The following is a 26,619-nucleotide window of genomic DNA, read 5'->3' as shown; positions in this document are numbered from 1 at the left end:
CAGATTAAAAAAAGTTTTTATTTTGAAGCATATGCAAGTGATACACCTGCCTTTCAAAACCCAAAAAATATAAATGTTAAACTTTCAATCTATATCACTATTATTTCATTATAAACAAAAAAATCAGTTTATACTTACAGATTAATTTTTTTAATTCATCCTTATAAATAAATGATTTTTTCTATTTCCCACTCATACTTTATCCATTCCAAAATAAACTAATCATAAAAAGGATTATGCTTTAAAAGAGCTTATCCATATTTTTCGTGACATTGTGATGTAGTTTACAGAGAAACTCCCAAAAAAAGATAAAATGAATATATGAAGTCATATTAAAGGAGATCATCGTATGACGGTGTTAACTGATAGATTAGGCAGGCCAATGCATGATTTACGAATATCTGTTACGGATCGTTGTAATTTCCGCTGCCGCTATTGCATGCCAAGAGAGGTTTTTGGACGGGACTTTGCCTTTATGCCGAAAGAACAACTCCTTAGTTTTGAAGAAATTGAACGTTTGGCAAAAATTTTTGTCTCTCTTGGGGTAAAAAAAATCCGTCTGACCGGTGGCGAACCGCTTCTAAGAAAAAACATCACATTTTTAATCGAGCGGCTGACACAAATTGATGGATTGGAAGATATCGGACTGACTACGAATGGCGTTCTGCTTGAAAAATTAGCCGGCGACTTAAAAAATGCCGGTCTTAAGCGAATAAATGTTAGTCTCGATGCCCTTGATGAAAAATTATGTCAGCAAATTAATGATAGTGGTGTGCCTTCCACTCATATTTTAAAAGGAATTCATAAAGCAAAAGAAGTCGGTCTCAACATCAAAATAAACATGGTCGTGAAAAAAGGAATGAACGAACAAGAAATTTTCCCTATGGCTGAATATTTCAAACAGCACGACATCCCTTTAAGATATATTGAATTTATGGACGTTGGCTCTACAAATGGCTGGGACCTCAAAAACGTTATGGCGAAAAAAGAAATTTACACCCTTCTCTCAGCGCATTATGAATTGGAACCTGTCGACCCGTCCTATATAGGCGAAGTGGCAAAAAGATATCGTTACAAAGGGACAAATACGGAAGTCGGTTTTATCACCTCGGTTTCTGAATCATTTTGCTCAACTTGTACGAGAGCTAGACTTGCGGCAGATGGAAAAATGTACACTTGCCTGTTTGCCACAGACGGCTTTGATTTAAAACAATTACTCAGATCCGGTGCAGACGATCATAAGCTGACTGAAACGATCATGCAGATTTGGGGTGCGAGAACGGACAGATACTCCGATGAACGAACAGAAGAGACGGCAAGAAACCGGAAAAAAATTGAAATGTCCTATATCGGCGGTTAATTAACAAAAGGACAGCAACAGAAAGGAGCATCGGCTATGATAGATCGGTATTCTCGGCAAAAACAGTTCAAACCAATTGGTGATGCCGGGCAAAAGAAAATTAGTGAAAAACATGTGCTCATGGTCGGTTGCGGGGCATTAGGATCGGCGAATGCGGAAATGTTAGTTCGAGCCGGCATTGGCAAGCTTACCATCATCGACCGCGATTATGTCGAATATAGCAATCTGCAAAGGCAAACCTTATTCACGGAACAAGATTGCCTTGACCAAATACCAAAAGCAGTAGCGGCAAAAAATCGGCTACATGCCATCAATTCAATGGTCAAAATTGATGCATATGTAATGGATGCGACAAGCGAGTCCCTTTTCCCGCTCTTGGATAATGTTGATCTTATCATGGATGCTACCGATAATTTTGATATTCGCCTTACCCTGAACGATCTTACCCACAAAATGAATATTCCTTGGATTATGGGGTCATGCGTCGGCAGTACGGGGATGAGCTATACGATTCTCCCCAATGAAACCCCATGCCTCCAATGTTTACTGGACATAACACCGGCGATGAACGCCACCTGTGACTCAGTTGGAATCATCTCCCCGGCAGTACAAATGGTAGCTGCCCATCAAACAACGGAAGCCCTTAAACTTTTCGTTGAAGATACAGAAGCATTACGGACAAAACTGGTCACCTTTGATTTATGGAATAACCAGTACCAGATGATCAATGTTGCACGTGCAAAAAAAGATACCTGTCCGACTTGCGGAAATGAACCAAGCTATCCACATCTAAACTATGAGTTTCAAACAAAATCAGAAGTGCTTTGCGGCAGAAATACGGTCCAGATCCGTTCGAACCGAGCATATGAATTCGAAACTTTAGCCGGTCGTCTACAAACGGTTGGACCGGTAAAAACCAATCCATATCTTGTTTCTGTTGAATATAAAGGATACCGGATTGTATTTTTCCGCGATGGACGGGCTTTAATCCATGGCACAAACTCAAAAGAAATTGCAAAAACTATTTACTATCAATTAGTCGGTTAGGTGGGAACAAAAATGGTAGAAAAACGAAAACCTATTAAAGTGGATGAAGCGATCAAACGAGTAATGGCCTATCAAAAAAGCGGCTCAATCGAATTCCTTCCAATAGAAGAAAGTTTTGGCCGGTTTCTTGGTGACGATTTGATTGCTACGCATGATGTCCCTTTCTTTAACCGCTCCCCGTATGACGGATTTGCGATCATTGCAGCGGATACGGAACATGCATCAAGCACAAATCCCGTTCAATTGGAAGTGGTCGGTGAAATTGGGGCAGGCAGTGTATTTCCTTATATGCTGCAACCGGGGCAAGCGGTACGAATTATGACCGGTGCAGCTATTCCCCAAGGTGCCGATGCGGTCATCATGCTCGAGTTAGTGCGCGAAATTGAAACAGACGGAAAACCTTTCATTCAAGTGAGACGGAAAGTAAAATCGGGCGACAATATTTCCTTAATCGGGGAGGATACAAAAAAAGGCACCGTCCTTGCCCCAAAAGGAACGTATATAAATCCGGGTGTTGTCGCCTTGCTTGCCACATTCGGTTATAAACAAGTTCCGGTCAGCACGAAACCGGCGATTGGCATTATTGCAACCGGCAGTGAATTATTAAAGGTAGATGAACCACTCCAACCCGGGAAAATCCGTAACAGCAATACCTATATGGTCGCAGCCCAAATCGAACGGGCCGGCGGGAAACCTGTTAACTTTGGCCAATTCAATGATGATTTTGATACTTGTTTTAGGCAAGTGGCCGACGCCTTAAATAAAGTAGACTTTTTAATTACAACAGGCGGCGTATCAGTCGGTGATTATGACTATTTACCAGCCATTTATCAAAAACTTGGTGCGGAAGTTTTGTTCAATAAAGTAGGTATGCGTCCGGGCAGTGTGACAACCGTTGCAGTGAAGGACGGGAAACTCTTATTTGGCCTATCCGGGAACCCATCGGCCTGTTATGTCGGCTTCGAATTATTTACCCGTCCGATGATACGTGCCTATCTACATTGTGTAAATCCAATAGTGAAAAAGACGATTGCAACTCTCGGTTCCGATTTTCCAAAACCAAACCCGTTCGACCGCTTTGTCCGAGGCCGCTTATCTTTTGAAAACGGAAAAATCATTGCTTATCCTATTGGTTTGGACAAATCAAATGTCGTCTCTTCTTTAGCGGAAGCAAATGTGCTTATCAACTTGCCCGGGGGTACAAGAGGTTTTACAAAAGGAATGGAAGTTTCCTGTTTATTACTGGAAGATCAAGAAGGAGAATCGTGATGAAAGAAAAATTGTTTGAAATCACGAGTGAGCCAATCAAGGTTGACCAATTAATAAAAAAAGTCGAAAGCCGAAACGCCGGTGCAATGACAACTTTTATCGGGACGGTACGGGAATGGACGAAAGGCAAACGGACGCTTTACTTGGAATATCAAGCATACATCCCGATGGCAGAAAAAATGCTAAAGACCATTGGAGACGAGATTCAAAGGAAATGGCCGGATACAAAGATCGCAATCACCCATCGCATTGGGCGCCTGGATATTTCCGATATTGCCGTATGTATCGCCGTTTCTTCTCCACACCGGAAAGCTGCCTATGAAGCTAACGAATATGCCATTGAACGTATTAAGCAAATCGTCCCTATTTGGAAAAAAGAACATTGGGAAAACGGTGAAACATGGATTGGTGATCAATTGGAAAATGTCGCTTACCCAACAGGAAAACCGAAAATGGAAGGTGATAATGAATGATTACAGTTTTACTTTTTGCCCACCTGCAAGATGAAATCGGCCAAAGAGAGCTTAAACTCGCTATTACAGAAGTAACGGTGAAGGATTTAAAGCAAACTCTGACAGAATCCTACCATTTATCGCAAATGGAGACAACCATGGTTGCGGTCAATGAAGAATATGCATTGGATCATGACGTCATCCGTGCAGGTGACGTTGTAGCTTTAATTCCTCCTGTCAGTGGGGGGTAACCGGGATGAACATCATTCAAATTGTCGGTTATAAAAACAGTGGAAAAACTACACTTGCAAGTCACCTTATCGAAACATTCACAACAAAAGGTATTCGTGTTGCTTCCTTAAAACATCACGGACATGGCGGCGAACCTGCCGGAATTTCCAATACGGATAGTGAACAACATCGTACATCAGGTGCCTTTGTTTCGGGCGTAACCGGCGAACATATTTTACAACTGGCAAACCAAGGCCGTTGGGAACTTTCGCAAATCCTCCCCTTTTACCAACGATTGGGTGCGGAAGTTTTAGTGGTGGAAGGCTTTAAAAATGAAAACTATCCGAAAATTGTTTTACTAAAAAATAAAAACGATCAGCATCTATTAAAATCTTTAACAAATATTTTAGCGGTGATGACTTGGTTTCCAATGGATCATCCATCTCTACCGACTTTTCTGAAAGGTGAGGAAAAGAAACTATGCCATTGGATTAGCGAAACAATTTTTCAAAATAAATAAAAAGACACCCTGGTTTGAGGAGGGCGTTTTACATTCTATCTGATGACCAGTGGCAAAAGCCATCCAAAGTGCTAAATCCAGCAATCAGTCAATATTGCAAATTTCTACCGGACAGTTTTCACAACGATTCTTTTCCTTTAAATATTGTAGATTTTTAATCAAGATTTTACCGGATGAATCGATGGATAGAATTCCTTTTTTTCTTAACTCGCCAAGCATCCGGTTGATATATTCTCTAGTTGCACCGCAAAATCTGGCAAGTTCCTGGTTGGTGAAGGCCATATCAATCAAAATACCATCATTCCTTTGAACACCATAACTGTTAGATAAGCGGATGAGCGTTGAATACAGTGCACCCTTTTTACCGTTGAGCAGTAAGTCCCGTAATTTAGTTTGAAACTTTCTCATATGGTTGCTTACCCATTTCATCGTCTCAATGGACAAATGGTGATTGATCATTAATTCTTTTTGTAATTTATCAATGTTGATGACAAATACTTCTCCGGATTCGATGATTTTTGCATTCAGTAAATACTTCGGATCATCACAAAAGAGGGTCAGTTCGCCTACGATGTCGTCCGTTCTACAAATCCGGAGCACCATCTCTTCCCCTTCTGAAGAGAGCATACTAATTTGGATCAAACCGGATTTGATTAAATACATTTCTTTCGCATCCATCCCTTGATGGAAGAGATAAGAATCTTCATGGATTGATCGAACGGTTCCGATCGATTTTAACAATTGCCGTAATTCATCAGATAACCGTTCTCTTTTATTGGACAAAGTTTGCAAAGGTTCTCCCCCCTTTACTATGATAGTTTACAAACATAACTATATTGTATCACAACGGGTAGAATTCTTTCGGGATGTTAACAATATTGTCATAGTAAAAAATACAACAGAAATGGGGCAACAGTTATGAACGATATATACCAAGGCGTTGTACTTGCAGGCGGAGAGTCACGTCGATTCGGCTCACCTAAGGCATTTGCTGAAATTGACGGTATACCTTTTTACCAGTGTTCCATCAATGCCATCCAACCGTTCTGTTCATCCATTGTGATCGTTACCAAACCGAATTTGCAAGAAAAGTTTAAAAGGGATAGACATAATGTGGCAGTTATTAATGATGTAAAAGAATTTCGAGGTCAAGGACCACTTGCTGGTCTTTATTCTGCGATGGAGTACCGGGCGTCCCCATGGTATATGGTAACACCCATTGATGTCCCTTTTGTAGAAGCTTCGATTTTTGGACAGTTAATAAAATTCATTGATAAAAATATAGACGGCATTGTACCCATTGTTTCAGGGAAAAAGCAACCATTGATTGCCATCTATAACTACTCAATTAAGGACGAAATCAGACATATGCTTGAGAATGGAGAACGATCGGTTCAGCAACTACTTGGAAAGTTCAATATTCGGTACATTCCGATGAACATAGAACAACCTTTCATCAATATTAACCGGAAAACTGATTTCTTTCAATATATCCAGCCGGAAGTTTCAATATTTGGAGAAGAACTCAAGTAGATTGGAGGTAAACGTATGGGACATTGTCATGACAGAGGCAAGCTCAAAACGGTCACTTGTGCGGTGATAACCGTTAGTGACACGCGTAATAAAGACACCGATAAAAGCGGTCAAACCATTATTGAACTGCTGAAAACTGATAACCATCATATTGGCATGTATGAAATCATTCCGGATGATGTTGCGTCAATTCAAAAAACATTGGAGACTGCCATCCATGAAGATGCGATTGATGCCGTCATTTTTAACGGTGGAACCGGAATTTCTCAGCGTGATGTAACAATAGAAGCGATTCGTCCATATTTTAAAAAAGAGTTGCCCGGTTTTGGGGAAATTTTTCGTTATTTAAGTTATCAATTTGATATCGGTTCTGCAAGCATTCTTTCCCGTGCCATAGCAGGAATAGCCAATAATCGCATTGTCTTCTCGGTGCCCGGTTCAACAGGAGCAGTGAAATTAGCGATGGAAAAGCTGATTTTACCGGAAATAAAACATGCGGTTAATGAAATTCATAAAGATTTATAAAGGGGTAAATCATTTTGGCTAAGAAAGTATATTTACTTTTATTAAGTTTGTTGATTATTCTTACCGGTTGTACAAGCCCAAAAGCTGATAGCGGAAATCAAGTTGAATTGACCATATCTGCAGCAGCGAGTATGACCGATAGCCTTTTAGAGCTCAAGGAAGGATTTGAACATCAATATCCAAACATTAAAATTAATTATAACTTTGGCGGCAGTGGTACTTTACGAAAACAAATTGAACAAGGAGCACCGATAGATATCTTTTTTTCAGCCTCAGAACAAGATTACAAGCTGTTGGATGAAGCTGGATTTATTAAAAAGGGGCAAGCCATTTTGCAAAATCATTTAGTATTGATTCAACCGGTAAATGGTGAGCTGACTTCCATCAATGATTTACTTGACTCCAATGGAAAAATTGCCCTTGGTACGCCGGATGCGGTCCCGGCCGGCACCTACGGGAAACAATCACTAGAAAATCTTGGTATTTGGGGCGATGTACAGGAGCGCTTAGTTTATACAAAGGACGTTCGGCAAGTTCTTACGTTTGTTAAAGAAAGGTCGGTCGATGCCGGCATTGTTTATGTAAGTGATACATTAGGTGAAGATCATATTGAGGTCGTTGAGCGGATTGATGATTCAACCCATGATCCAATTAAGTATTATTTTGGCATTATTGATGGAAATAAGCACGATAATGCGAAAAAAAAGGCAACCGAAAATTTTTACCACTTTATATTTCGTGATGAGAGCATGGAATTATTTAAAAAATACGGATTTGATAGAGTTGGAGATTGAAAGTTATGTCCTTGTTTTCTTACTACGTTTGACGGTTGGCAGCCCCCGGGATCTATTTTTACCTTGTATTTTTCGCCATTGCCAGAAATTAGGTGAATAAAAAATGAGTTTTTCTTGGTATCCGGTGCAATTATCAATTTTTGTTGCAACGGTCGCAACAATCATTACATTTTTTATCGGAATTATCGCTGTCTATTGGCTGATTTTTAAAAACTTCCGCGGGAGAGCCGCTGTCGAAACGATAATTTTTTTGCCGTTAGTCCTACCCCCAACGGTTATCGGATTTCTTTTAATTGTCATTTTCGGGAAAAACAGCCCGATAGGTCAAGCTCTTGAATGGCTAATTGGCCGAAGTATCATTTTTACCATCCCGGCAGCCGTCCTTGCAGCTTCCGTCATTGCTTTTCCATTAATGTATCAGTCCATGAAAACCGGCTTTCTCTCCATTGACCGTACGATTATTGATGCGGCCAAAGTCGACGGGGCATCAAATTGGCAATTGTTAAAATGGCAGTTAATTCCTTTATCGGCGCGGGCAATTTTTTCGGGAATTGCGTTAAGTTTTACACGGGCATTTGGCGAGTTTGGCGCTACCCTTATGTTTGCCGGCAATATTCCGGGCCACACGCAAACAATCCCGACAGCCATCTTTTTTGCAATTGAAACTGGTAACATGACGGCTGCTTGGTACTATTGTGTAATCAGTATCTTATTTTCTTTTATTCTATTGTTTTTTACGAATGATCGAAGCAAGACCAGAAATTGACTCAAATAAAGTGAAAAAACCGGCCCTTGTTGATTAAGGGCAGTTTATTAGTTAAATTATTCTCCTCGTTTGAAGTCTCCACTTTTGCCGCCGCTTTTTTCTAGTAGATAGGTCGGGCCGATGACCATACCTTTATCTACCGCTTTACACATATCATAGACGGTTAATGCGGTAACCGAAGCGGCAGTGAGTGCCTCCATTTCCACCCCTGTACTTCCTACCGTCTTAACCTCGGCTTGGATTAACAGTTTGTACTGCTCACCTTCAACCGGTTCCCACTCAAACGAAAGATCTACACCGGTAATGGAGATTGGGTGGCACATCGGGATTAGCGCTGATGTTTGTTTTGCCCCCATAATACCGGCAACTTGAGCAACCGCCAACACATCCCCCTTCTTGTTCTTCATTTCGGTAATATTTTCGTATACGGCTTTACTCATTAATACACTGGATATTGCAACCGCTCTTCGTGATGTTTTTTCTTTAACCGAAATGTCAACCATTTTTGCCCGGCCCTCTTCATTAAAATGGGTAAACTCAGCCACATTCATTCACCTGTCTTTTCTATTTTTTACGTTAAGAAAGTATAAATTTCCAGCAAAGAAGCGAATTCAACGTAGTTGGAAATTTTAAGAATTAAGTATAAGTGCTCTTGCGTCTTTGCCATCGCCTAAAGGCTCGGACGCCCGAGTTTTCTTTATCTACCTAATAGTATATGAAAAAATAGTGAAATTCAATTTATTTTGAGGGTTCTCCACTATGGTGTACTCCCCTACCAAATTTCCCTATCAACTCTTGAACTACGAGATCATGCAGTTAGGATTAGATAGGTATAAAATTCATTTCAACCCCACTGTTATGCGAACGGTTACACGAAATGATGGCGAAGAACCAGATAAAATTGTATAATATAGGGTATAGAACTGATGGAAAGAGGGGAAGCAAAAGCATTATCTAAAACCGCTCTTCAATTGTTGACAGTAAAATTCGGCTGTTTGCCAGAGGAAATGAAAGAAGATATAAAGAAACTTGATGTCATAACATTGGAATTAATTTTGAGTAATATTTTTAATTATAATCATTTAGATGATGTGAAAAAGATCATTTCTTATTAAACATGCCAGTCCTTAATTTTTATGTATAAACAAAAGCCGGGATAGAGGTTTTCTCCTTCCCGGCTTTTTTGCGACACGAAATCACGCTGTTTTTACATTTAAAACTTGGTACCCTAATTTTTCAACAATTTTTTTCAGGTCTTCTTTGGTTACTATGCTTTCATCGAATTCGACTTTGGCCTTGCTGGAATTGAAAAGAACTTTTGCACGATTAACCCCGTCCATTTTTTCTAGCGTCCCTTGAATTTTTTTCATACAAGATGGACAAGTTAAGGTTTCTAATTGCATAACTGCTTTTGCCATGTTCATTCCTCCTTGTTATTTTGTACTTTTATTTTATATGAATTCCCTTGTAAAAAAATTGACGGGTATCAAGTTTTCTCTTAAGCCACTAATTTTTCTCTCTGCCTGCCGTCTGTTTTCCCAGCTTCACTTGCTATTTTTGTTTTAAAGCCGATTAACCGCATGGCATTTAAAATGACGACAAGGACACTTCCTTCATGAATAAACATTCCCCCGGCAAGGTGTACTTGGTCCGCCAAGACGCCCAGTAAAAGGATGACAACAACCGCTAAAGCAATAAAGATGTTTTGCCGCATATTCCGAATGGTCGCTTTCGATAAGGCAAAAGCATGGGCATATTGGGAGAGCTTATCGGCCATTAATACAACATCAGCAGTTTCCATTGAGACATCAGTTCCCCCTTCCCCCATCGCCAGTCCAATATCTGCTGTAGCAATTGCCGGCGCATCATTGATTCCATCTCCGGCCATCGCAACAATTGCCCCCTGATCCTTCAATTTTTTTACATACTCAACTTTTTCATTTGGCAACAGTTCCGCATGAAATTCATCCATCCCAAGTTCATTTGCTACGGCCTCTGCGGTATGGCGGTTATCACCGGTTAACATAATGATTCGTTTCACACCATTGGCTCGCATATCTGCTAATGCCGCCTTTGCATCATCACGAATTTGATCCGCAATAGAGATAATGGCAGCCAGTTCTCCGTTTATTCCGATAAAGATAGCGGTATTCCCTGCTTTTTCCCGTTCAATTGCATAGAGACTAGCCCCGTAATTAATTTTGATTCCTTTTCCATTCATCAATTTACGGTTCCCGGCAACAATTGAATACCCGTCTACGGTTGCCGTAATCCCGTTCCCTTTAATTGCTTCACTTTCCGTTATTTGAAAACGAGACAAATCAATTCCGTTTTTTTCTGCTTCTTTAACAATTGTCTGACCTAAATGGTGTTCAGAAATGGTTTCTGCTTTTGCAATAAGCGCTAATAGTTTCCTTGTCGGCATTGAGGTCAAATTGTGAAAATCGGTTACTGTCGGTTTTCCTTTTGTTAAGGTACCGGTTTTATCAAAGACAAGGGTATCAACTTTGGCAAATTTCTCCATAATGTCACCGCCCTTTATGAGGACACCATTTTTTGCACCGTTCCCGATTCCTGCAACGGCTGACACCGGTGCCCCGATTACTAAAGCACCCGGGCATGCGATAACAAGAAAAGTAATGGCCAAATGTAAGTCACGAGTAAATGCGAAAACAAATAATGATAAAATAACAACGGCCGGTGTATAGTAATTGGCAAAACGATCCAAGAAACGTTCTGCACTCGATTTTGATTCTTGTGCTTCTTCAACGAGTTCAATAATTTTTGCAAAAGTCGTATCTTCACCGACTTTCTCAGCAATGATTTCGATATACCCGTTATCGAGAATAGAACCGCTATACACACGATCATTTTCCGCTTTATTCGCCGGTATGGATTCACCGGTGATCGCAGCTTCATTAATAAGTGCATGTCCCTTTACAATACGTCCGTCCACCGGAATTTTTCCGCCGGGTAAAACGACTAAGCGATTTCCTTCCTCAACCAAGTCAATATCTATTTCCTCCCGAGAACCGTCTGCATGTAGTAAAATTGCTTCTTGCGGTGCCATATCTACAAGTTCTTTTAATGATGAACGTGTTTTTTCTAAAGTTCTTGCTTCCAGATAGTCGCCTAATAAGAATAGGAATGTAACGACGGCTGACTCTGTATATTCCTGAATAAAAACCGCTCCAATTACTGCTATGAAGACAAGTAATTCGATACTAAAAGTTCTCATTATCATTGCCTGCCATGCTTTAATCGCTATAGGTACAATGGCGATTACAGTTGCAATAATGAGGAAACTGTTACTTAATCCACTCAAGTGAAATAACTTGGATAGAATTGCGGCGATAATCAAAGTTCCCGAAATCCACGTAATCTGGTTTTTATGTTGATTTATTTTTGCGGTCATTTTAATCCCTCCAATATTTATCTTTGTCTTTATTTTAAAGAATCGGCGACGAAAAAAAATTGACCTTCATCAATATTGGTGAAACATGTTTCGTCGATAAAAATGAGGCTTCTTGCCTAAAAGTGGCGACTGGTGAATTTGAGGGGAGGGCTGGTGAATTCAGGGGTTCTACTGTTGAATTCGCTGGGTACACTGGTGATTTCTCCTTTTCTACTGTTGAATTCACTGGGTGAGCTGTTGAATTTTTCAATTTTATTGTTGAATTTATACCCGAGTACTGTTGAATTTTCCTTTTTTACTGTTGATTTCAAGGGGGAATTGGTGAATTACTGGGGGGACTGTTGAATTCGGATAGGGCACGATTGAGGTCCCTCATGTAGCGTCAGGCCACACCGCAGAGACTGAAAATGGTTTTTTATATAGAAAAAAGCCCTAAGATTTGTTCTTAGGACCTCTATTCCCCATATAACAAAAGTTGATCTAAGTCATTGATTTTAATTTTCCGCTTTGGCAATTGCTCAATCAAACCTTGTTTCTCCAACTCAGTAAACTTTCGGCTTATCGTTTCCGGTGTTGTACCTAAATAGGAGGCCAGATCTTTTTTTGCCATTGGTAGTGTGATCACCGGACTATTTCCTGCCCCTTTTTCCACACAATCAGCTAAAAATGAAAGAATTCGCGATTCTACCTTTTCAATGGCCACTTGCATCGTTTGTTTTTCGGAATTCATTAGCCGCTCCGACATTTCCGAAATAATTTTTAAAGATATTTGCGGATATTCCGTTAAGTACCGTTGCAAATCTTTTTGTTTAATCAAGCATACGGATGAATCTTGAACGGCCTCGGCATAATTTTCATGTACCTCTCCCGGATGAAAAAGGGCCCACTCCCCGGTAAAGTCACCCGGATTCAAAATTCTTACCAGCTGTTCCTTACCCGTGTCGGATAGGCGGTATACCCTAATTTTCCCACTATTGACGATGTACAAGGTGTCGTCTTCATCACCGGCATGGAAAAGCATTTCTCCCTTTTTCAAGTCCAGTTTTTTCGCTGATTCGGCAATTTTATCCATTTGTTCGTCATCTAAATGGTTGAATATGGGCACGAGCCGGATACAAGAGGCGTGGTTATGACAGTGTTCATGTGCCATTGAATCCCCTCTTTCTCATGAATGATAAGATTACTCTTCTTCGTCGCACAAAAAGCTTGATTTAATAACATCATTAACCTGTTCCTCGTGAAAAATAAACTCACTGTTCCTCATCGCACAGGAAGCCCGGTTTAATATGTTCCCAGTGAAAAACAGGCTCCCTCGTCGCACATAATAACATCATTACCATAATTTCCCATAAAAAATAAGATTACTCTTCTTCATCTTCTAAGGCCGTTTTACCCAGAAAAGCTTGCAACATCCAGATTTCTTTTTCGAGATAACCTTTAAAATCAATTAATACATCTTCCAAAACCGGTTGGTCTTGTTCCTTAGCTAATTTGATCGCACGTTGAACAACATCCCGGGTCATGCGGAAATCATCCACAATATTAGCAACCATATCATGTGCCGGTAAGTATTTATTTGCCGCACTTTCTTCTAAAAAAGTGTACTTCATATTTTGTTCCGTTGTCGAAAAAGGTTTGGCATCAATTGCAAGTAAGGTTTCTGCAATTTTATCATACCAGTTTGCCGCTTCACGATACAATTGTTCAAATTTTTCATGAAGTGTTAAGAACTCTGAACCTTTCACATACCAATGATATTGATGAAGCTTTGTCCACAATATGGCCAAATTTGCAACGACATGATTCGTCATAGCTGCAGCAGTCGGATGATGATGATCATGTTCCACTTGATCTTGTTCTAATTCTTTTTTCAATGCTTCTTCGGGACTTAAGATACTCATTTCTCTTACCTCCTGTATTTTACTTACAAGTTGATTATAAGATGTCCCTTTTCAAAAAAAATTGACCTAAATCAAGAAATCAAAAATAAATCTCCTGTTGCACAAAGTCCCCGACTATGATATGTTAAAAGTAATGAAAATGAATATTCATAAAACTCTACTAGGGGCGCCGGTTGGCTGAGAAGTACCCTTTGAACCTGATCTAGTTCGTACTAGCGGAGGGAAGTAGGTTAATAAATTACAATCTACATATTTTTGTAATTTACCAAACCGCTTTCCGATCATGGAGGGCGGTTTTTTATTTCCCCTTCAGATCGATTAGTTTTCCAGGACCCTTTTTCATTAAAAAAGTGAGGGACACCGGAAACTAAACAATAAAGCTCATTACCAATATTTTTATCATTACTTACACTGACCCTACAGATCGCTGGTTCAAAGCAATCGGTTCCTCGGTAAACAAGGAGGAATTATTGTTGAAGCAAAATTTTTCAAACCGACTCTATCAAAACGTTCAACCGATTTGGGAGAAAAACCATCAGCATCCTTTTGTCGTTGGGTTGGGAACCGGAACATTAGACCGGGAAAAATTTATCTTTTATCTGAAGCAGGACTATGTATATTTAATTGACTATGCGAAGTTGTTTGCTATCGGGGTAGAGAAGGCAAATAACCTTAAAATCATGACAAAATTTGCTGCGGTTCTCCATGAAACTTTGCATTTCGAAATGGAACTACACCGTCAATACGCTGCCGAGTTTGGAATTACCCGCGCTGATTTAGAAGCAACTGAACCAACACCAATTAACCTTGCCTATACGAGTTATATGCGAAAAGTGGCAGCCAATGGAAGCCTTGCTGAACTCGTTGCCTGTCTATTGCCGTGTGCTTGGGATTATTGGGAAATTGGGAAACTATTAAAATCAACTTATGGAGAAACGCTGGCGACAAATCCTTATAAAAAATGGATTGAAACCTACTCTTCGGAAACGTTCGGCGCTGGGACCCAGTGGTTAATTGACTTAATCGATGAATTGACAATCGAAAAATCAGAAGAGGAACTTCATACGATAGAGCAGCATTTTCAAATCACCTCAAAATATGAATATTTATTTTGGGAAATGAATGAGAAAAAACAAGACTGGCCAATCTGATTTTTTATTCGCGTCCTAAAAAACGGGAAGGATGATTCCATGAGAAAAACACAAAAAATGACGATAACCGCAATAATTGCAGCTGTGACAACTGTTTCAAGTAGCCTAGTTTATATTCCGGTAGGTTTTGCAAAAATTTTTCCGATACAACATTTTGCAAACTTACTATCGGCAGTTTTGCTCGGGCCCGGTTATGCGGTTGCACAAGCCTTTATTTCCTCACTTTTACGAAATTTGCTTGGAACGGGAAGTATTTTCGCCTTTCCGGGAAGTATGATCGGGGCATTTTTGGCAGCTTATATTTATACGAAAACAAATAAGCTTATCTTTGCCGCAGCCGGTGAGGTTATTGGCACAGGGATTCTCGGGGCCTTGGCTTGTTATCCCATCGCCGTTTTCTTACTCGGTCAAGAGGCAACTCTTTTCGGTTTTATCCCTGCCTTCACGTTAAGTTCTTTTGCAGGGGCGTTCTTCGGCTATGTATTATTAAAAGCATTGCAAAAAAATAAAGCATGGGGAGGAATCATCCATGAAAACAGCATTAACCATCGCCGGCTCTGATTCAGGCGGCGGGGCGGGAATTCAAGCCGATTTAAAGACATTTGCCGCACACGGTGTATACGGAATGTCCGTCATTACTGCAATAACCGCACAGAACACGGTTGAAGTCCGCTCTGTCCAAAATATTGATGAACAAATCATTCAAGATCAAATTGAGGCTGTTTTTGATGATTTTAAAGTGGATGCGGTCAAAATTGGGATGTTGTCCAGCCCATCGATTGTTACAACGGTTGCTGAGACACTTGCCAAATATCAACCAAACCATATTGTTCTCGATCCGGTCATGGTTTCAAAAGGTGGACATCGATTACTGGCGGAAGATGCAATTTCTGCTCTCAAGGAAGAACTGATGCCGCTTGCCGATATCATCACACCAAATATTCCGGAGGCGGAAATCTTAACAGAGCAAAAAATTTTAAACGAACTGGATATGAAGAGTGCTTGTATTTCCTTTAAAAAACTGGGCGTAAAGTCGGTGTTGCTAAAAGGCGGACACTTAAGCACCGACCCGAATGACCTCTTTTATGACGGAGAAAATTTCTATTGGGTGAAAGGCAAACGTGTCCATACAAAAAATACGCACGGAACCGGTTGTACTTTGTCCAGTGCCATCGCTGCCAACCTTGCCAAAGGGAACACATTATTAACGTCTGTGCAATTGGCAAAAGCCTATATTGAAGTGGCAATTGAGCATAGTTTGGATCTCGGAAACGGGCATGGACCAACCAACCATTTTTATGAATTATATAAACGAGCCCATCTTATGAACCAATAAAACTTAGGTAGCCGGCCTTATTCAAAGTGTTCACCGCGGTAAAGGTATGGAACGTTAGCGAGGTGGCGCAACTTATTCATAGATTAATTGGTGTTCACCAAATATTCAGTGAAGCAACCCTTATTACTTATACGAGGAGTGGTTTTTTAATGGACATATCAAAATTTCAAGCATTATTAACCAAGGTTCAGCAAAAAAATCCGCTAATCCACCAAATGACAAATAATGTAACAATTAACGACTGTGCAAATGTGACATTGGCAATTGGGGCATCACCTGTTATGACAACAGGAAAAAACGATGTTCGTGATATGGCAAACTTAGCAGATGCGGTTGTGATTAACTTTGGCACAATTAATGATGGAATGTATGAAGCCATGTTAATAGCAGGAAAAACAGCAAACAAGAAAGGAATTCCGGTTGTTGTTGATCCCGTTGGAGCGGGTGCGACGCCATACCGAACCCGAGTGATTCGTGATTTTTTTGAAAAAGTTGATGTCGCCATCGTTCGCGGAAATGTTTCAGAAATCAATGCCCTTATAAATGACGAGGTCAAAACAAGGGGCGTCGATGCCGGGGATGTCGCCGAAAGTAAACAGGTAATCGCAGAAACTACCGCTAATATGTATTCCGTGACTACTGTGATTAGCGGCGAAACAGATATTATTTCTGATGGAAAAACGACTTACGGGTTACGTAATGGCGATCTTTTATTGACAAAAGTTACCGGAACGGGTTGTATGAGTACTGCGCTCATTGCCTCTTTTGCAGCCGTTACCGATGATTGGTTAGCTGCAAGTATCGCCGGGATGGCAGTTATGGGGATTGCAGGAGAGGTAGCAAAAAATAACTTGGAGGGTCATTTGGGACTAGGTACTTTTCGAGTAAACTTAATCGATGCCGTCTCTAATTTTGAAAATCTTTCATTATATAAACATATGAATCTTTCCAAATTAACCGGGGTGATCTTATGACTATCGATTATCGTCTCTATTTAGTAACCGATGAAACACTGCCCAAAGATGAACTGCTTAAGAAAGTGGAGTTGGCTATTCAAGGCGGGGTAACCATTGTCCAACTGAGGGAAAAATCCGGGAACGGTAAAGTCTTTTATGAAAAGGCTGTAAAACTGAGGGAGTTAACGGAAAAATATCAAATACCGCTAATTATAAATGATCGCGTTGATATTGCCTTGGCTGTCGGAGCAGATGGGGTACATGTCGGACAGAGCGACCTCCCCGCTCCGGCGATAAGAAAAATCATTCCCTTATCAATGATTGTTGGCGTATCTGTCGGCAATCCTGAGGAAGCTCGTGAAGCAGAATTAAACGGGGCGAACTATGTCGGAGTTGGCGCTGTATTTCCAACTACTTCAAAAGCAGATGCAAAGGTGCTCCCACCCGGAATGCTGGACAAAATCTTAGAAACAATTCAAATTCCGGCAGTAGCCATTGGCGGAATCAACTTAGAAAATGTCTCAATGCTAGGCGGTAAAAACATTGCCGGCATTGCGGTCGTTTCCGGGATTATGAAAGCAAATGACCCGTTCGAAGTGGCAAAAGCCTATCGGAAACTACTCAAGTGAGGCTATGGTTGAGGCGGCAAGAGCGTTTCGAAAACTGTTCTGTTCATTCAATTGACGCTATGGTCGAGAAGGAATGGCCATTTCCAAAACTGCTCTGTTCATTCAAGTGACGCTGTTCGAGACAGCTAGGACATTCGCAAACTATTCTGTTCATTCAAGTGGCGCTATGTTCGAGACAGCTAGGAAATTCGCAAACTATTCTCATAATCCACCTCTTGTCGGACTATCTTCTTGATTAGCCAAGAAGATAGTCCTACTTAATCTTACGCTGTTGTATTAACCCGATAATGAGCGGGATGAAGGCAGCAATGATAAGAACGGGCAAAAACCATACACCAAATCCCTTACCCCATTTTAATGCGATGGTTACAGATTCTAATATAATCGCAGTAAAAATAAGCGAACACATATTCTTAACCTGATTCAACATTTTTCTGCTTAGTAAATAAAATTGCGGTGCGTTGGATTCATTTAACCGGCTCGGATAATTATGCACTTCCGGATGTTTTTCCAAAAATTGCATAATAATCAGTGTTATCCCGCCAATAATCGGTAAGATAATTAACTCCCATTTTGACCCCCACCGATCCACTTCACCGGCTAAATTAAAATGAGCCGGCACTTGATCCGGAAGCCGATTCCAGATGGTCAACAAAAATACGATTGAACCAATGTAAGCAGTATAACCGATGACATCCCAAACCCACTCACTTTTTGTTTTCGGAATACGTATTTTTGGACGTTGAAAGTTAGACACAGGTCCCCACCTCAATCATCAATTCTTAACATATATACGGTTAAATCTCTTCAAGGTTTCATTATATTGGAGGCTGTTCCCGTTGCCGAATTTTTCCAGATTCCCTATTCATTTTTATCGCCAAACAGAATAATAGACAAAAAGAATGTGAAAGTTGTACAATGTTTATAGTGGTTGATTCCATTTAATCACATAATTGTAAGCACTTGCAATTCTAGTAATATACAAATCTCGGCTATACAGAAAGGGGCATTCTGATGAACTACAAAAATATTACAGTCGCCGGAAGTGGAGTATTGGGCAGCCAAATTGCCTACCAAACTGCTTTTCACGGATTTCAAGTTTCTGTCTACGATATTAACGATGAAGCATTGGAACTGGCAAAAGAGAGAATCAAGAAACTAAAACCTCGTTATCAAGAAGATTTAAAGGCAACTCAAGAAGAAGTCGATGCTGCTTACGATCGTCTTTCATTTTATAGTGATTTAGCTGAAGCGGTTAAAGATGCTGATCTTGTCATTGAAGCTGTTCCGGAACGAGTTGAAATTAAAGTCGATTTTTATAAAAAATTGGCGGCGGTTGCACCCGATAAAACTGTCTTTGTGACAAACTCTTCAACCTTATTACCGAGCCAATTTGCTGAAGCAACAGGACGTCCGGAAAAATTCTTGGCTCTGCACTTTGCCAATGAAATTTGGAAAAATAATACCGCAGAAGTTATGAAACATCCCGGTACAGACATGCAATATTTTGATCAAATAATTGAATTTGCTAAAGCAATTGGAATGGTCGCTTTACCTTTATATAAGGAACAACCGGGTTATATTTTAAATTCTTTATTAGTTCCATTTTTGGAAGCTGCTCAAATGTTATTGGTAAAAGAAGTTTCCGATCCTGAAACAATTGACAAAACATGGATGATTGCCACCGGAGCTCCACTTGGACCATTTGCGATCCTCGATGTAGTAGGAATAAGAACAGCGTATAATATTACATTGGCAAAAGCCGAAGCAACGGGTAATGAAGAGTTTATGAAGCTTGCTGAATTATTAAAGAGGGAATACATTGATAAAGGAAAACTTGGGCGCGAAACAGGAGAAGGCTTTTATAAGTATCCGAACCCCAGTTTTGCCCAACCGGGATTTTTAAAAGGATAATTTTGATTAAGTTTGTTGGAAGTCGGTTCTATTGAGCCGGCTTTTTTTACTGTAAAAATATAATTAAGCGGTGATGAAAAAGCGGCCACGAGATTCGCTCTCAAGAACAATCGGTACCGATCAACCTCTAAACATGCCGTTCGTACTACTACAAGCATTACCTCCCACTAATCAAAGTTTTATGCTACTTCAAAAAAATTTTTTAAAAACGATGACCATTTTTTGCAAAACCTTCTATAACAAAAATGAAGGGAGGAGGTGATAGAGATGGCAAAAGCAAATATTGTAAAAACAAGCTTCCGTGTCCTTTATGAAAATGGCCTGAATCAAAAAGGGGAACCGGTATATAAAGCAAAAAGCTATAATAACGTGAAAACAACCAGCACGGATGATCAAATTCACCAAGCAGCAACAGCCTTAGCTTCCCTGTCAAATTTGCCGTTTTATACCGTTGAACGCGACGACAAAAAGGAAATTTACGCTTAATAGTAAAAAACAACAAAATAGCGAGGAGGAAAGTAGATGGAGACAAATTTAGAACTTGTTTTTTTGGCGACTGATGGAAAAACGGTTCGCATTACAGTAAATGACCCGAAAGACGATTTAAACGAGGAAATCATTCGCAATGTTATGAATCAAATTTTGACAGCCAATGTTTTTGAAACATCAAGCGGTGCCTCTTTAGCATCGATTAAAGAAGCAAGAAAAATTAGCAAGAACACAGAAGTATTCAGTTTATAAACAGCCTGGAATCTATAATCTGACGGAAGCCGGGTCTAGTACATTGCGTACTTCCTCGGCTTTCCTTTCTATTAAATTTTGGAGGGAAAGAGAATGACTGAATGGTATTCATTAATCGGGGAAGTCGGTTTTCCGATTGTTGTGACCTTGATTCTCCTTTACCGAATTGAAACAAAGCTCGATCAAGTCATCCAATCAATCAACAACTTGCCCGATCGACTAACCAACTTATAATGACTCATAAGAAGGCTTACCCATTCATACTGCATTAAACAGCAGAAAATAATGGTGGCAGCCTTCTTAATTTTTATGCACTTAAGATAGATTCATTAGCCGTCCTTGCTGCTTCTAACTCGGCACCACCCAAGATGAAACTTTGAATCCCCGTGGCAAATCCCTGACAAAAGCCCATACCGGTAGAATCTCCTCCACATTTGGATAGAAAGGTCAACTTAACAAAAGCCAATAATCCTTTATGGGAACTCCTTGCTCAATGAGATAAAATGAACCGGTAACCCTAACAAAAGCCAATAATTCTATGATGATACGATAGTCCAAAATTTATAAAAGATGATAATGTGCAAATCATTCATGAAAGACAATTTTTTCTATTTTGTTTTTTCCTAGTCGGCTATAACACCGCTTTCAAATGCTTCCATTTTTTCCCGTAAAAATGTTGGGACAGGCTGCGAAGTTTTTGTTTCCGGATTATAACTGACATAAATAATTTCTGCTAAAACAATCGGATTATTTTCCCCTTCTCTCGTAATTTTAAATTCCATTGTGAAACTGGTGCGGCCAAGTTTTTTTAACCGAACCCAAATATTAAGCCAATCACCCAGCCTAGCAGAGTCTTTATACTCCAATGTTGTTTTTGCTACAACAAAATCAAACTTGCCTTCCTCTGCCATACCATGTAAATCAAGTCCTAAACCTTCTTCAAAATACGCAGCAATCGCAATATCTAGGTACGTTAAGTAATGTGCGTTAAAAACAATCTTTTGACCGTCAATTTCGGAATAACGAACACGCAGCCGGTGACGAAACCGATAAAGATCTTCCATTGCGTCCCCCTCCTTTTCATTTATTCATAAGTATATATTATTCTTAATTTTAAATCTATTGCTTTTCACTTTCAAGCTGGTTGCCAGGGATATATCAGCCTTATAGATAGTGATAATTAGCTGACACGAAAATTTTATACACCAAAAAGCGCCTGGTTTGCGTTGATTTACGGCGAACCCATATAGGAAAAGCTTCATTTTCTGAATAGCCACGAAACACCATTCTTTTGCCTTAAAAATACGCCTTCTTAAAATGATGAATAACCTTGTTTAATTTATCAGGATAAAATTTTTATAGATTCCTTTCAACCTGTTCCTGCTTCTTTCCTTCATCCGCACCAATAAATGATTTCACCAGCTCTTTGTTTGTAAATGCCAAAACAACACATATAAATAGAATAGCTGTTCCAATTGCATAAACTTCTTGAGCACCTATTTTATCAGCCAAAATACCTACGACCCCATATGTAATAGGTATTGAAAAATTGAATGAAACAGAACTTATACTATTGATACGACCACGCATATTTGTCGGTACCATAACTTGAAAAAATGTACTCATCGGTATGTTGGTTATAATGATAGCGATACCCAATATCAAATTGCCTAAATTAGCAAAAATTAAATTGGGAGAAAAAGATATAACGAACATCCCTATACTTTGCATACCCAAACCGAAAGAAAACCACATCCCGATTTTTTTAGGAGAAACGATACCAACAAATACAGCCCCAGCCAGCAATCCAATTCCGATAAATGAATCAAATACCCCAAGAGCGGCAGCCGTTCCATTAAAGTCTTCTTTTATTAACATTGGAGGGAGTACATTGGTCGGGCCTAACGCAACATTACTTAGCATACCTATTAGAATTAAAGTCACTAGCGCTCTTTCTTTCTTGAGCCAAGTGAACCCTTCGACAATATCGTTAATTAATGAATGCTTCACTCCCTCTTGTTGATTTGGCGTATATTCATATCGAATGAATTGAATAAAAGCGAGTGATACAAAAAATGTTATGGCATTAATGGCAATGACGGTAGCTTCACCTGTATACGCAATTAATATACCGCCAACTGTGGAACCGACAAGTCTTGCTACTTGTTGAGAAGTTGACAGTAAAGAATTCGCGGTAATTAACAAATCCTTTTTGACCAATTCCGGAAGTATGGATGTATTTGAAATGCCAAACAAGTTATTACATAAGGATAAGATAATTGTAATAAAATAAATATATTGTAATTCGAAAACATCTACGAATAGTAAAACCGCAAAGACACCAGTTGTGAAAGCTTGGATGAAGTCCGAGATTTGCATTAACCATTTTCGATTCTATTTATCAATCCATACGCCAAATATCATACTGAATAATAATTGTGGTAGAAACTTTGCAACTAATATTAGTCCTACGTGGAAGGCAGATCATGTTTTCTCGTAGACCAGCCACATAAGCGCGATATTATATAGCGAATCACCAAAGTAAGAAATTGTTCGCGCAAACCACAAATTTCTGAAATTATTATTTTCAAATATAATGGATTTATTAAAATTAAAAAGCTTGCTCATTTTCACACTCTTTCTTATGTGTTTTCTTTCTCCGTCAGTTCAGATATTGTGAAACGTGTTTCATACATGGTTCTGAGTTATATCTCATTGATTTTTTAATTAAAATAAATTCAGTGACACTAATTTTTAAAACAGTGTGTAAACGGTCATCCTTTATTTTTCGAATTATTTCTATATATTGCCAGTGCTAAACATATTACACCTCCAGCAATGACCATTAACGAACTCGCTGTAGATTCGTTTTTGATCAATAGATAAACACCAACACCAATAAGAAAAATAGGTGTTAAATAATCCAGTGCCTTTATAATCATTTAATTCGCTCCTTTATATTAAGTTTTTGGTAAAAAAATCATGTTCGTTGACTTTGGCTCTTTTAAAACACCATAATAACCTCCAAAGGCCTTTAGTTAAATTCTTACACTATTCTATTCGACAAAAACCCCGAAAATCTTTCACCTATTATTTTTTTGTTTATTCAGCAGCCCTTGCTTAACGGTTTGTGGATCGGTAACAGTTCAATTATTAAACTTTACCACTAATCTTCTTTTAAAAAGTTCTATGATGGAGTATCAAGAGAAATCTTGCCCGTATACTATAATTCTTACATATTTTTTCATAGATTTCACCGCAAACTTATTTGCAACTTTCCGCAAAACTAATTGTGGAATTACTTCAGATATTTTCTCAAAAAAAGAGTGAAAACGGAACATGGTGTTGTAAAGCATTAGGGTTGGAATGAGACCCATATGGTGCACTTATAGAATTCGGGAAAAATAGTGGAATCATTTAATAACTTTACTGAACTAACGGGGCTTTAGTCGAATAAGACACTACTACAAAACAAAACTTCCAGATAATTGGAGTTCTTATTTTATCGTTAATATCAACATTAAACTTTAACAAGTGCCTGTCTCCCAATGTATTAAGTTTTAACGTGTTAACGCGCTGGAGAAAAAGCCCCAAAATTAACTATAAATCATCTAATGCAATGACTTCACCGTTCGCTGCATTCACTCCGTACTTACAATCTAATTTTCCACATAAAACATATTGTTTTTGTTTAAAGTCATATACATAGTAAGGTTTCAGCTCAAATAAGTCTCTCAGTTTTTCAAACGCTTCTTCTTTTGAAATCGTTACTTTATCAGGCCGTTGAAAGTCGTCAAGGGGTTTTAGCATCAGTTCGCTATCCATATAATTTACAGCTTGAAAGCTCTTTGGATCAATCCAAACCTTTATTTTCCGTTGAAACACTTGATATTCTTGTTTAACGGCTTTCAGTGTAGCGTGAATATACCCTTTATCCCGATAAAGATGTTTTAGTACCCAATTTCCTGAATCACTTGGATACTCCTGCCGCAAAAAATCTGTAACTGCCTTTATACATTTCTCTTGTTCTTCCCCAGTAATGGGGAATGAATCGGGAGAAGGCTCACATGAAAATGCTTGTTCTGCTAAAATATCTTCAATCCATTTTATCTCTTTCGCTTGAAAAGGTTCATTAATAGGTTCATCCCAAAAAATCGTTTGTTCCATTGTCAAAAAATATCTTTCATCCGCAAAAAATTCAAATGGAATCGTAGCTCCCCCATCATTTGTAACAAAAATCTCTTCCAATCCATATATAGGATATAATTTTTTTTGTTCATAGGAGGGGTATTCAATCAATTTCAATTGTTCCATTTTCAAATCTTCTAATTGATCAAGAGAAAGGGAGTAGTTTTCTTCTTTTACCGGCTCTTTTGAAGGAAATTGACCATTTATAGAAAATAAAGTGAGCTTTCCTTCTTCATTAAATTTGATGTCAATATATCCTGGCGGTGAAACATCAACACCATCAAGGCATGCCATAAAAGTAAGTTCGCCTTCTTGTTCTCTTTTCAATTGGAATTGTATTCCGTACATGAGTCCTGTTTTATCCTCAATCCATTTTATGATGGCTTCCATATTAAGATGGCTAAACTTAACTCCATCCTCTGCATATGAAATACCTCCTGCAAAAATGGCACGCGTAAATTTACGACTTTTCACATTTATTTCAATACCGGCTGCACCATTTGGGTTCGTCTCATCATCCTCATGTACAGTTATATGATTAGGAAACCACTCCATGGATAATGTATAAACCGTCTCATTAATGGTATTTACACTCCGATAGAACTCATATCTTTGTAAATAATAGTGATTTAATCCAAATGTTGTTTTTGCCAAATCAATTAGTTCTTTTAACTGTGAATCCATTCGATTTCCTCCATTTGTGTGGCCTATTCCTCGGTTTATTAAAGTGATGGGAGACAGAAAAGTTCTATGATGGAGTATCAAGAGGGTTCTTGGTCGTATACTAAATTCTTGCATATTTTTCCATAAATTTCACCGCAAACTTATTTGCAATTTTCCGCAAAACTAATTGCGGAATTGCATTAGATATTTTTTCCATTAAAAAACTCGTGCGTCCGAGCCTTTTTGGCATAGACAAGTATATAGTCATGACTTACTGAAAAATTCTTTTTTAAATTTACAGGTGCATATGCTCTTTCCCAAATGACTTGAGCAAGAAAGTTATCTTCTCCAATAATTTCATTACATATCATTTTTAACTTTTCTTATTCACTATCGTCGATGCTTATAAAAATAACTCCATCTTCTGAAAGCAAATTTCGTGCTAACTTTAAACGGGGATACATCATATTCAACCAATCAGTATGGTACCTACCATTAGATTCTGTATTTGCTTTCATATTTTGTTTGGTTATTTCTTTATAATTTTGAATATTATCTCGGAAATCATCTGGGTAAATAAAATCATTTCCTGTATTGTATGGAGGGTCAATGTATATCAATTTAACCTTACCAAAATAGGATTTCTGAAGAAGTTTTAATACTTCCAAATTATCCCCTTCAATGTAAAGATTTTCTGTTGTATCCCAATTCTTACTTGATTCCTTATCTGGTCGTAATGTTCCAGTTGAAGGTGTTTGCGCTAATTTCAAGCTTTGTGCTTTACCGTGCCATGTGAATTCGTATCTTTCATTATTCGTTTCAATTTCTTCCCCTAAAACTAGCTTCAACTTATCAAAATCAACCTTCCCTTCTGTGATCACTTCAGGAAACAGTTGCTTTAATGCATTGATATTTTCTTTTGTAAGATCAAGTGATTTACCGTCAAGCTTTTCCATGCCTCATTTCTCCTTTACCTCAATAATTGCTTCTTTATCTGTTCCAACTCTTTTATTAATTGTTGAACGTTAATATTTAACTCAACCTTTTTATTAAATTGCGATTCCTTTTTTATTGCAGTTTTTAATCGTGTTATTGTTTGTTCAATTTCTTGGATTTGCTGGATTAATGCTTGTTGGGCTTTTCTTTGTTTAGCATCTTTAATGATCTTGAAGGTTCCAATCGTTTTCGTGTTTTCAAATGCCTCTACGGCTATATCAATGTCTTTATA

32 protein-coding genes, 1 pseudogene and 1 riboswitch are annotated in these 26,619 nt (G+C 38.8%); of the genes and pseudogenes, 20 read left to right on the top strand and 13 right to left on the bottom strand.

The features are described from left to right. The first annotated feature begins 349 nt into the window (after nucleotides 1-349). From moaA to mobB, 6 genes are read left to right on the top strand one after another with little or no spacing between them, the layout of a single operon-like run. The gene (gene moaA / locus NSQ14_RS01735) at nucleotides 350-1,360 is read left to right on the top strand and encodes a GTP 3',8-cyclase MoaA (protein WP_346216797.1); all 1,011 of its coding nucleotides are present in this window, start codon (nucleotides 350-352) and stop codon (nucleotides 1,358-1,360) included. Nucleotides 1,361-1,396: 36 nt separating this feature from the next. Beyond that, nucleotides 1,397-2,407, top strand: coding sequence for a MoeB/ThiF family adenylyltransferase (locus tag NSQ14_RS01730; protein WP_346216796.1), 1,011 nt, complete (start codon nucleotides 1,397-1,399; stop codon nucleotides 2,405-2,407). Between the two features lie 12 nt (nucleotides 2,408-2,419). After that, entirely contained in the window at nucleotides 2,420-3,676 is a 1,257-nt protein-coding gene (locus NSQ14_RS01725; protein WP_095141831.1) for a molybdopterin molybdotransferase MoeA, read from the top strand. Then, on the top strand, nucleotides 3,676-4,149 hold the full coding sequence (locus NSQ14_RS01720) for a molybdenum cofactor biosynthesis protein MoaE (RefSeq protein ID WP_034767426.1): 474 nt from the start codon (nucleotides 3,676-3,678) through the stop codon (nucleotides 4,147-4,149). Before NSQ14_RS01725 ends, NSQ14_RS01720 begins: the two co-directional genes overlap by 1 nt. Further along, the gene (gene moaD / locus NSQ14_RS01715) at nucleotides 4,146-4,379 is read left to right on the top strand and encodes a molybdopterin converting factor subunit 1 (RefSeq protein ID WP_034767424.1); all 234 of its coding nucleotides are present in this window, start codon (nucleotides 4,146-4,148) and stop codon (nucleotides 4,377-4,379) included. The genes NSQ14_RS01720 and moaD overlap by 4 nt, the downstream gene beginning before the upstream one ends. A 5-nt stretch (nucleotides 4,380-4,384) precedes the next feature. After that, nucleotides 4,385-4,879, top strand: coding sequence for a molybdopterin-guanine dinucleotide biosynthesis protein B (mobB, locus tag NSQ14_RS01710; RefSeq protein WP_346216795.1), 495 nt, complete (start codon nucleotides 4,385-4,387; stop codon nucleotides 4,877-4,879). A gap of 84 nt (nucleotides 4,880-4,963) precedes the next feature. Here mobB and NSQ14_RS01705 read toward each other — a convergent pair whose 3' ends face one another. After that, complete coding sequence (locus NSQ14_RS01705) at nucleotides 4,964-5,671, bottom strand: Crp/Fnr family transcriptional regulator (RefSeq protein WP_244910476.1); 708 nt, start codon at nucleotides 5,669-5,671, stop codon at nucleotides 4,964-4,966. 126 nt (nucleotides 5,672-5,797) lie between these two features. Between NSQ14_RS01705 and mobA the strand changes: the two genes are divergently transcribed. From mobA to modB, 4 genes are all read left to right on the top strand, one after another. After that, nucleotides 5,798-6,412, top strand: a complete 615-nt coding sequence (gene mobA / locus NSQ14_RS01700; RefSeq protein WP_346216794.1) for a molybdenum cofactor guanylyltransferase — start codon at nucleotides 5,798-5,800, stop codon at nucleotides 6,410-6,412. Nucleotides 6,413-6,427: 15 nt separating this feature from the next. Beyond that, a complete protein-coding gene (locus NSQ14_RS01695) occupies nucleotides 6,428-6,937 on the top strand; it encodes a MogA/MoaB family molybdenum cofactor biosynthesis protein (RefSeq protein ID WP_034767418.1) in 510 nt (169 codons plus the stop codon). A 14-nt stretch (nucleotides 6,938-6,951) separates the two neighbouring features. Continuing rightward, nucleotides 6,952-7,731, top strand: a complete 780-nt coding sequence (gene modA, locus NSQ14_RS01690; RefSeq protein WP_346216793.1) for a molybdate ABC transporter substrate-binding protein — start codon at nucleotides 6,952-6,954, stop codon at nucleotides 7,729-7,731. A gap of 103 nt (nucleotides 7,732-7,834) precedes the next feature. Next, nucleotides 7,835-8,497 carry a molybdate ABC transporter permease subunit gene (gene modB, locus NSQ14_RS01685; RefSeq protein ID WP_034767414.1) on the top strand — a complete coding sequence of 221 codons (663 nt, stop codon included), beginning with the start codon at nucleotides 7,835-7,837 and terminating at the stop codon, nucleotides 8,495-8,497. A gap of 56 nt (nucleotides 8,498-8,553) precedes the next feature. Here the strand turns inward: modB and moaC are convergent, their stop codons facing one another. Beyond that, nucleotides 8,554-9,042, bottom strand: a complete 489-nt coding sequence (moaC, locus tag NSQ14_RS01680; RefSeq protein ID WP_108897370.1) for a cyclic pyranopterin monophosphate synthase MoaC — start codon at nucleotides 9,040-9,042, stop codon at nucleotides 8,554-8,556. A gap of 381 nt (nucleotides 9,043-9,423) precedes the next feature. On the opposite strand from moaC, the gene NSQ14_RS01675 reads away from it, so the two are divergent. Then, on the top strand, nucleotides 9,424-9,612 hold the full coding sequence (locus tag NSQ14_RS01675; protein WP_346216792.1) for a DUF4351 domain-containing protein: 189 nt from the start codon (nucleotides 9,424-9,426) through the stop codon (nucleotides 9,610-9,612). A gap of 81 nt (nucleotides 9,613-9,693) precedes the next feature. Here the strand turns inward: NSQ14_RS01675 and NSQ14_RS01670 are convergent, their stop codons facing one another. From NSQ14_RS01670 to NSQ14_RS01655, 4 genes are all read right to left on the bottom strand, one after another. After that, entirely contained in the window at nucleotides 9,694-9,915 is a 222-nt protein-coding gene (locus tag NSQ14_RS01670) for a heavy-metal-associated domain-containing protein (RefSeq protein ID WP_034767410.1), read from the bottom strand. 80 nt (nucleotides 9,916-9,995) lie between these two features. After that, nucleotides 9,996-11,912 (bottom strand): cation-translocating P-type ATPase, encoded by a 1,917-nt coding sequence (locus tag NSQ14_RS01665; protein WP_346216791.1) that lies wholly within the window; start codon nucleotides 11,910-11,912, stop codon nucleotides 9,996-9,998. 454 nt (nucleotides 11,913-12,366) lie between these two features. After that, nucleotides 12,367-13,062, bottom strand: a complete 696-nt coding sequence (locus NSQ14_RS01660) for a Crp/Fnr family transcriptional regulator (protein WP_161792846.1) — start codon at nucleotides 13,060-13,062, stop codon at nucleotides 12,367-12,369. A 211-nt stretch (nucleotides 13,063-13,273) separates the two neighbouring features. Next, entirely contained in the window at nucleotides 13,274-13,813 is a 540-nt protein-coding gene (locus NSQ14_RS01655; protein WP_034767400.1) for a Dps family protein, read from the bottom strand. A 152-nt stretch (nucleotides 13,814-13,965) separates the two neighbouring features. Further along, nucleotides 13,966-14,054: riboswitch (TPP riboswitch) on the top strand. A 199-nt stretch (nucleotides 14,055-14,253) separates the two neighbouring features. Here NSQ14_RS01655 and tenA point away from each other — a divergent pair. The 5 genes from tenA to thiE all read left to right on the top strand — a co-directional run bounded on the left by tenA (nucleotide 14,254) and on the right by thiE (nucleotide 17,885). Then, entirely contained in the window at nucleotides 14,254-14,964 is a 711-nt protein-coding gene (tenA, locus tag NSQ14_RS01650; protein ID WP_231553258.1) for a thiaminase II, read from the top strand. 39 nt (nucleotides 14,965-15,003) lie between these two features. After that, nucleotides 15,004-15,525 carry an energy coupling factor transporter S component ThiW gene (gene thiW / locus NSQ14_RS01645; RefSeq protein WP_034767395.1) on the top strand — a complete coding sequence of 174 codons (522 nt, stop codon included), beginning with the start codon at nucleotides 15,004-15,006 and terminating at the stop codon, nucleotides 15,523-15,525. Beyond that, entirely contained in the window at nucleotides 15,494-16,300 is an 807-nt protein-coding gene (thiD, locus tag NSQ14_RS01640; RefSeq protein WP_346216790.1) for a bifunctional hydroxymethylpyrimidine kinase/phosphomethylpyrimidine kinase, read from the top strand. The genes thiW and thiD overlap by 32 nt, the downstream gene beginning before the upstream one ends. Before the next feature lie 149 nt (nucleotides 16,301-16,449). Then, nucleotides 16,450-17,274, top strand: coding sequence for a hydroxyethylthiazole kinase (thiM, locus tag NSQ14_RS01635; RefSeq protein WP_346216789.1), 825 nt, complete (start codon nucleotides 16,450-16,452; stop codon nucleotides 17,272-17,274). Beyond that, nucleotides 17,271-17,885 carry a thiamine phosphate synthase gene (gene thiE, locus NSQ14_RS01630; RefSeq protein WP_034767388.1) on the top strand — a complete coding sequence of 205 codons (615 nt, stop codon included), beginning with the start codon at nucleotides 17,271-17,273 and terminating at the stop codon, nucleotides 17,883-17,885. The genes thiM and thiE overlap by 4 nt, the downstream gene beginning before the upstream one ends. Nucleotides 17,886-18,138: 253 nt before the next feature. Here the strand turns inward: thiE and NSQ14_RS01625 are convergent, their stop codons facing one another. Continuing rightward, entirely contained in the window at nucleotides 18,139-18,642 is a 504-nt protein-coding gene (locus tag NSQ14_RS01625) for a DUF1648 domain-containing protein (protein ID WP_343127282.1), read from the bottom strand. Between the two features lie 257 nt (nucleotides 18,643-18,899). Between NSQ14_RS01625 and NSQ14_RS01620 the strand changes: the two genes are divergently transcribed. The 4 genes from NSQ14_RS01620 (at nucleotide 18,900) to NSQ14_RS01605 (ending at nucleotide 20,774) form a co-directional block, all read left to right on the top strand. Then, the gene (locus tag NSQ14_RS01620; RefSeq protein ID WP_041847962.1) at nucleotides 18,900-19,799 is read left to right on the top strand and encodes a 3-hydroxyacyl-CoA dehydrogenase; all 900 of its coding nucleotides are present in this window, start codon (nucleotides 18,900-18,902) and stop codon (nucleotides 19,797-19,799) included. Between the two features lie 267 nt (nucleotides 19,800-20,066). Then, entirely contained in the window at nucleotides 20,067-20,285 is a 219-nt protein-coding gene (locus NSQ14_RS01615; protein ID WP_034767381.1) for a DUF1659 domain-containing protein, read from the top strand. 36 nt (nucleotides 20,286-20,321) lie between these two features. Beyond that, nucleotides 20,322-20,540, top strand: a complete 219-nt coding sequence (locus NSQ14_RS01610) for a DUF2922 domain-containing protein (protein ID WP_034767378.1) — start codon at nucleotides 20,322-20,324, stop codon at nucleotides 20,538-20,540. 93 nt (nucleotides 20,541-20,633) lie between these two features. Then, a complete protein-coding gene (locus NSQ14_RS01605; protein ID WP_034767376.1) occupies nucleotides 20,634-20,774 on the top strand; it encodes a YvrJ family protein in 141 nt (46 codons plus the stop codon). Between the two features lie 389 nt (nucleotides 20,775-21,163). On the opposite strand, the gene NSQ14_RS01600 is transcribed toward NSQ14_RS01605, so the two are convergent. The 6 genes and pseudogenes from NSQ14_RS01600 to NSQ14_RS18845 form a co-directional block, all read right to left on the bottom strand. Further along, nucleotides 21,164-21,604, bottom strand: a complete 441-nt coding sequence (locus tag NSQ14_RS01600) for an acyl-CoA thioesterase (protein WP_041845402.1) — start codon at nucleotides 21,602-21,604, stop codon at nucleotides 21,164-21,166. A gap of 292 nt (nucleotides 21,605-21,896) precedes the next feature. Beyond that, a complete protein-coding gene (locus NSQ14_RS01595; protein WP_034767373.1) occupies nucleotides 21,897-22,919 on the bottom strand; it encodes an MFS transporter in 1,023 nt (340 codons plus the stop codon). 395 nt (nucleotides 22,920-23,314) lie between these two features. Continuing rightward, the gene (locus NSQ14_RS01590) at nucleotides 23,315-23,482 is read right to left on the bottom strand and encodes a hypothetical protein (protein ID WP_156103138.1); all 168 of its coding nucleotides are present in this window, start codon (nucleotides 23,480-23,482) and stop codon (nucleotides 23,315-23,317) included. A 658-nt stretch (nucleotides 23,483-24,140) separates the two neighbouring features. After that, nucleotides 24,141-25,412 (bottom strand): hypothetical protein, encoded by a 1,272-nt coding sequence (locus NSQ14_RS01585; protein WP_034767371.1) that lies wholly within the window; start codon nucleotides 25,410-25,412, stop codon nucleotides 24,141-24,143. Between the two features lie 227 nt (nucleotides 25,413-25,639). Next, nucleotides 25,640-26,347: pseudogene (locus tag NSQ14_RS01580) on the bottom strand (site-specific DNA-methyltransferase); the annotation flags it as partial. 14 nt (nucleotides 26,348-26,361) lie between these two features. Next, nucleotides 26,362-26,604, bottom strand: a complete 243-nt coding sequence (locus NSQ14_RS18845) for a DUF4391 domain-containing protein (protein WP_396234625.1) — start codon at nucleotides 26,602-26,604, stop codon at nucleotides 26,362-26,364. Between the last annotated feature and the right edge of the window lie 15 nt (nucleotides 26,605-26,619).

The sequence above is a fragment of the Caldifermentibacillus hisashii genome, assembly GCF_039654145.1.
In the GTDB taxonomy this organism is placed as follows: domain Bacteria; phylum Bacillota; class Bacilli; order Bacillales; family Caldibacillaceae; genus Caldifermentibacillus; species Caldifermentibacillus hisashii.
Note: the sequence above shows the minus strand (reverse complement) of the source record. Positions and strands in the feature narration are given on the sequence as shown.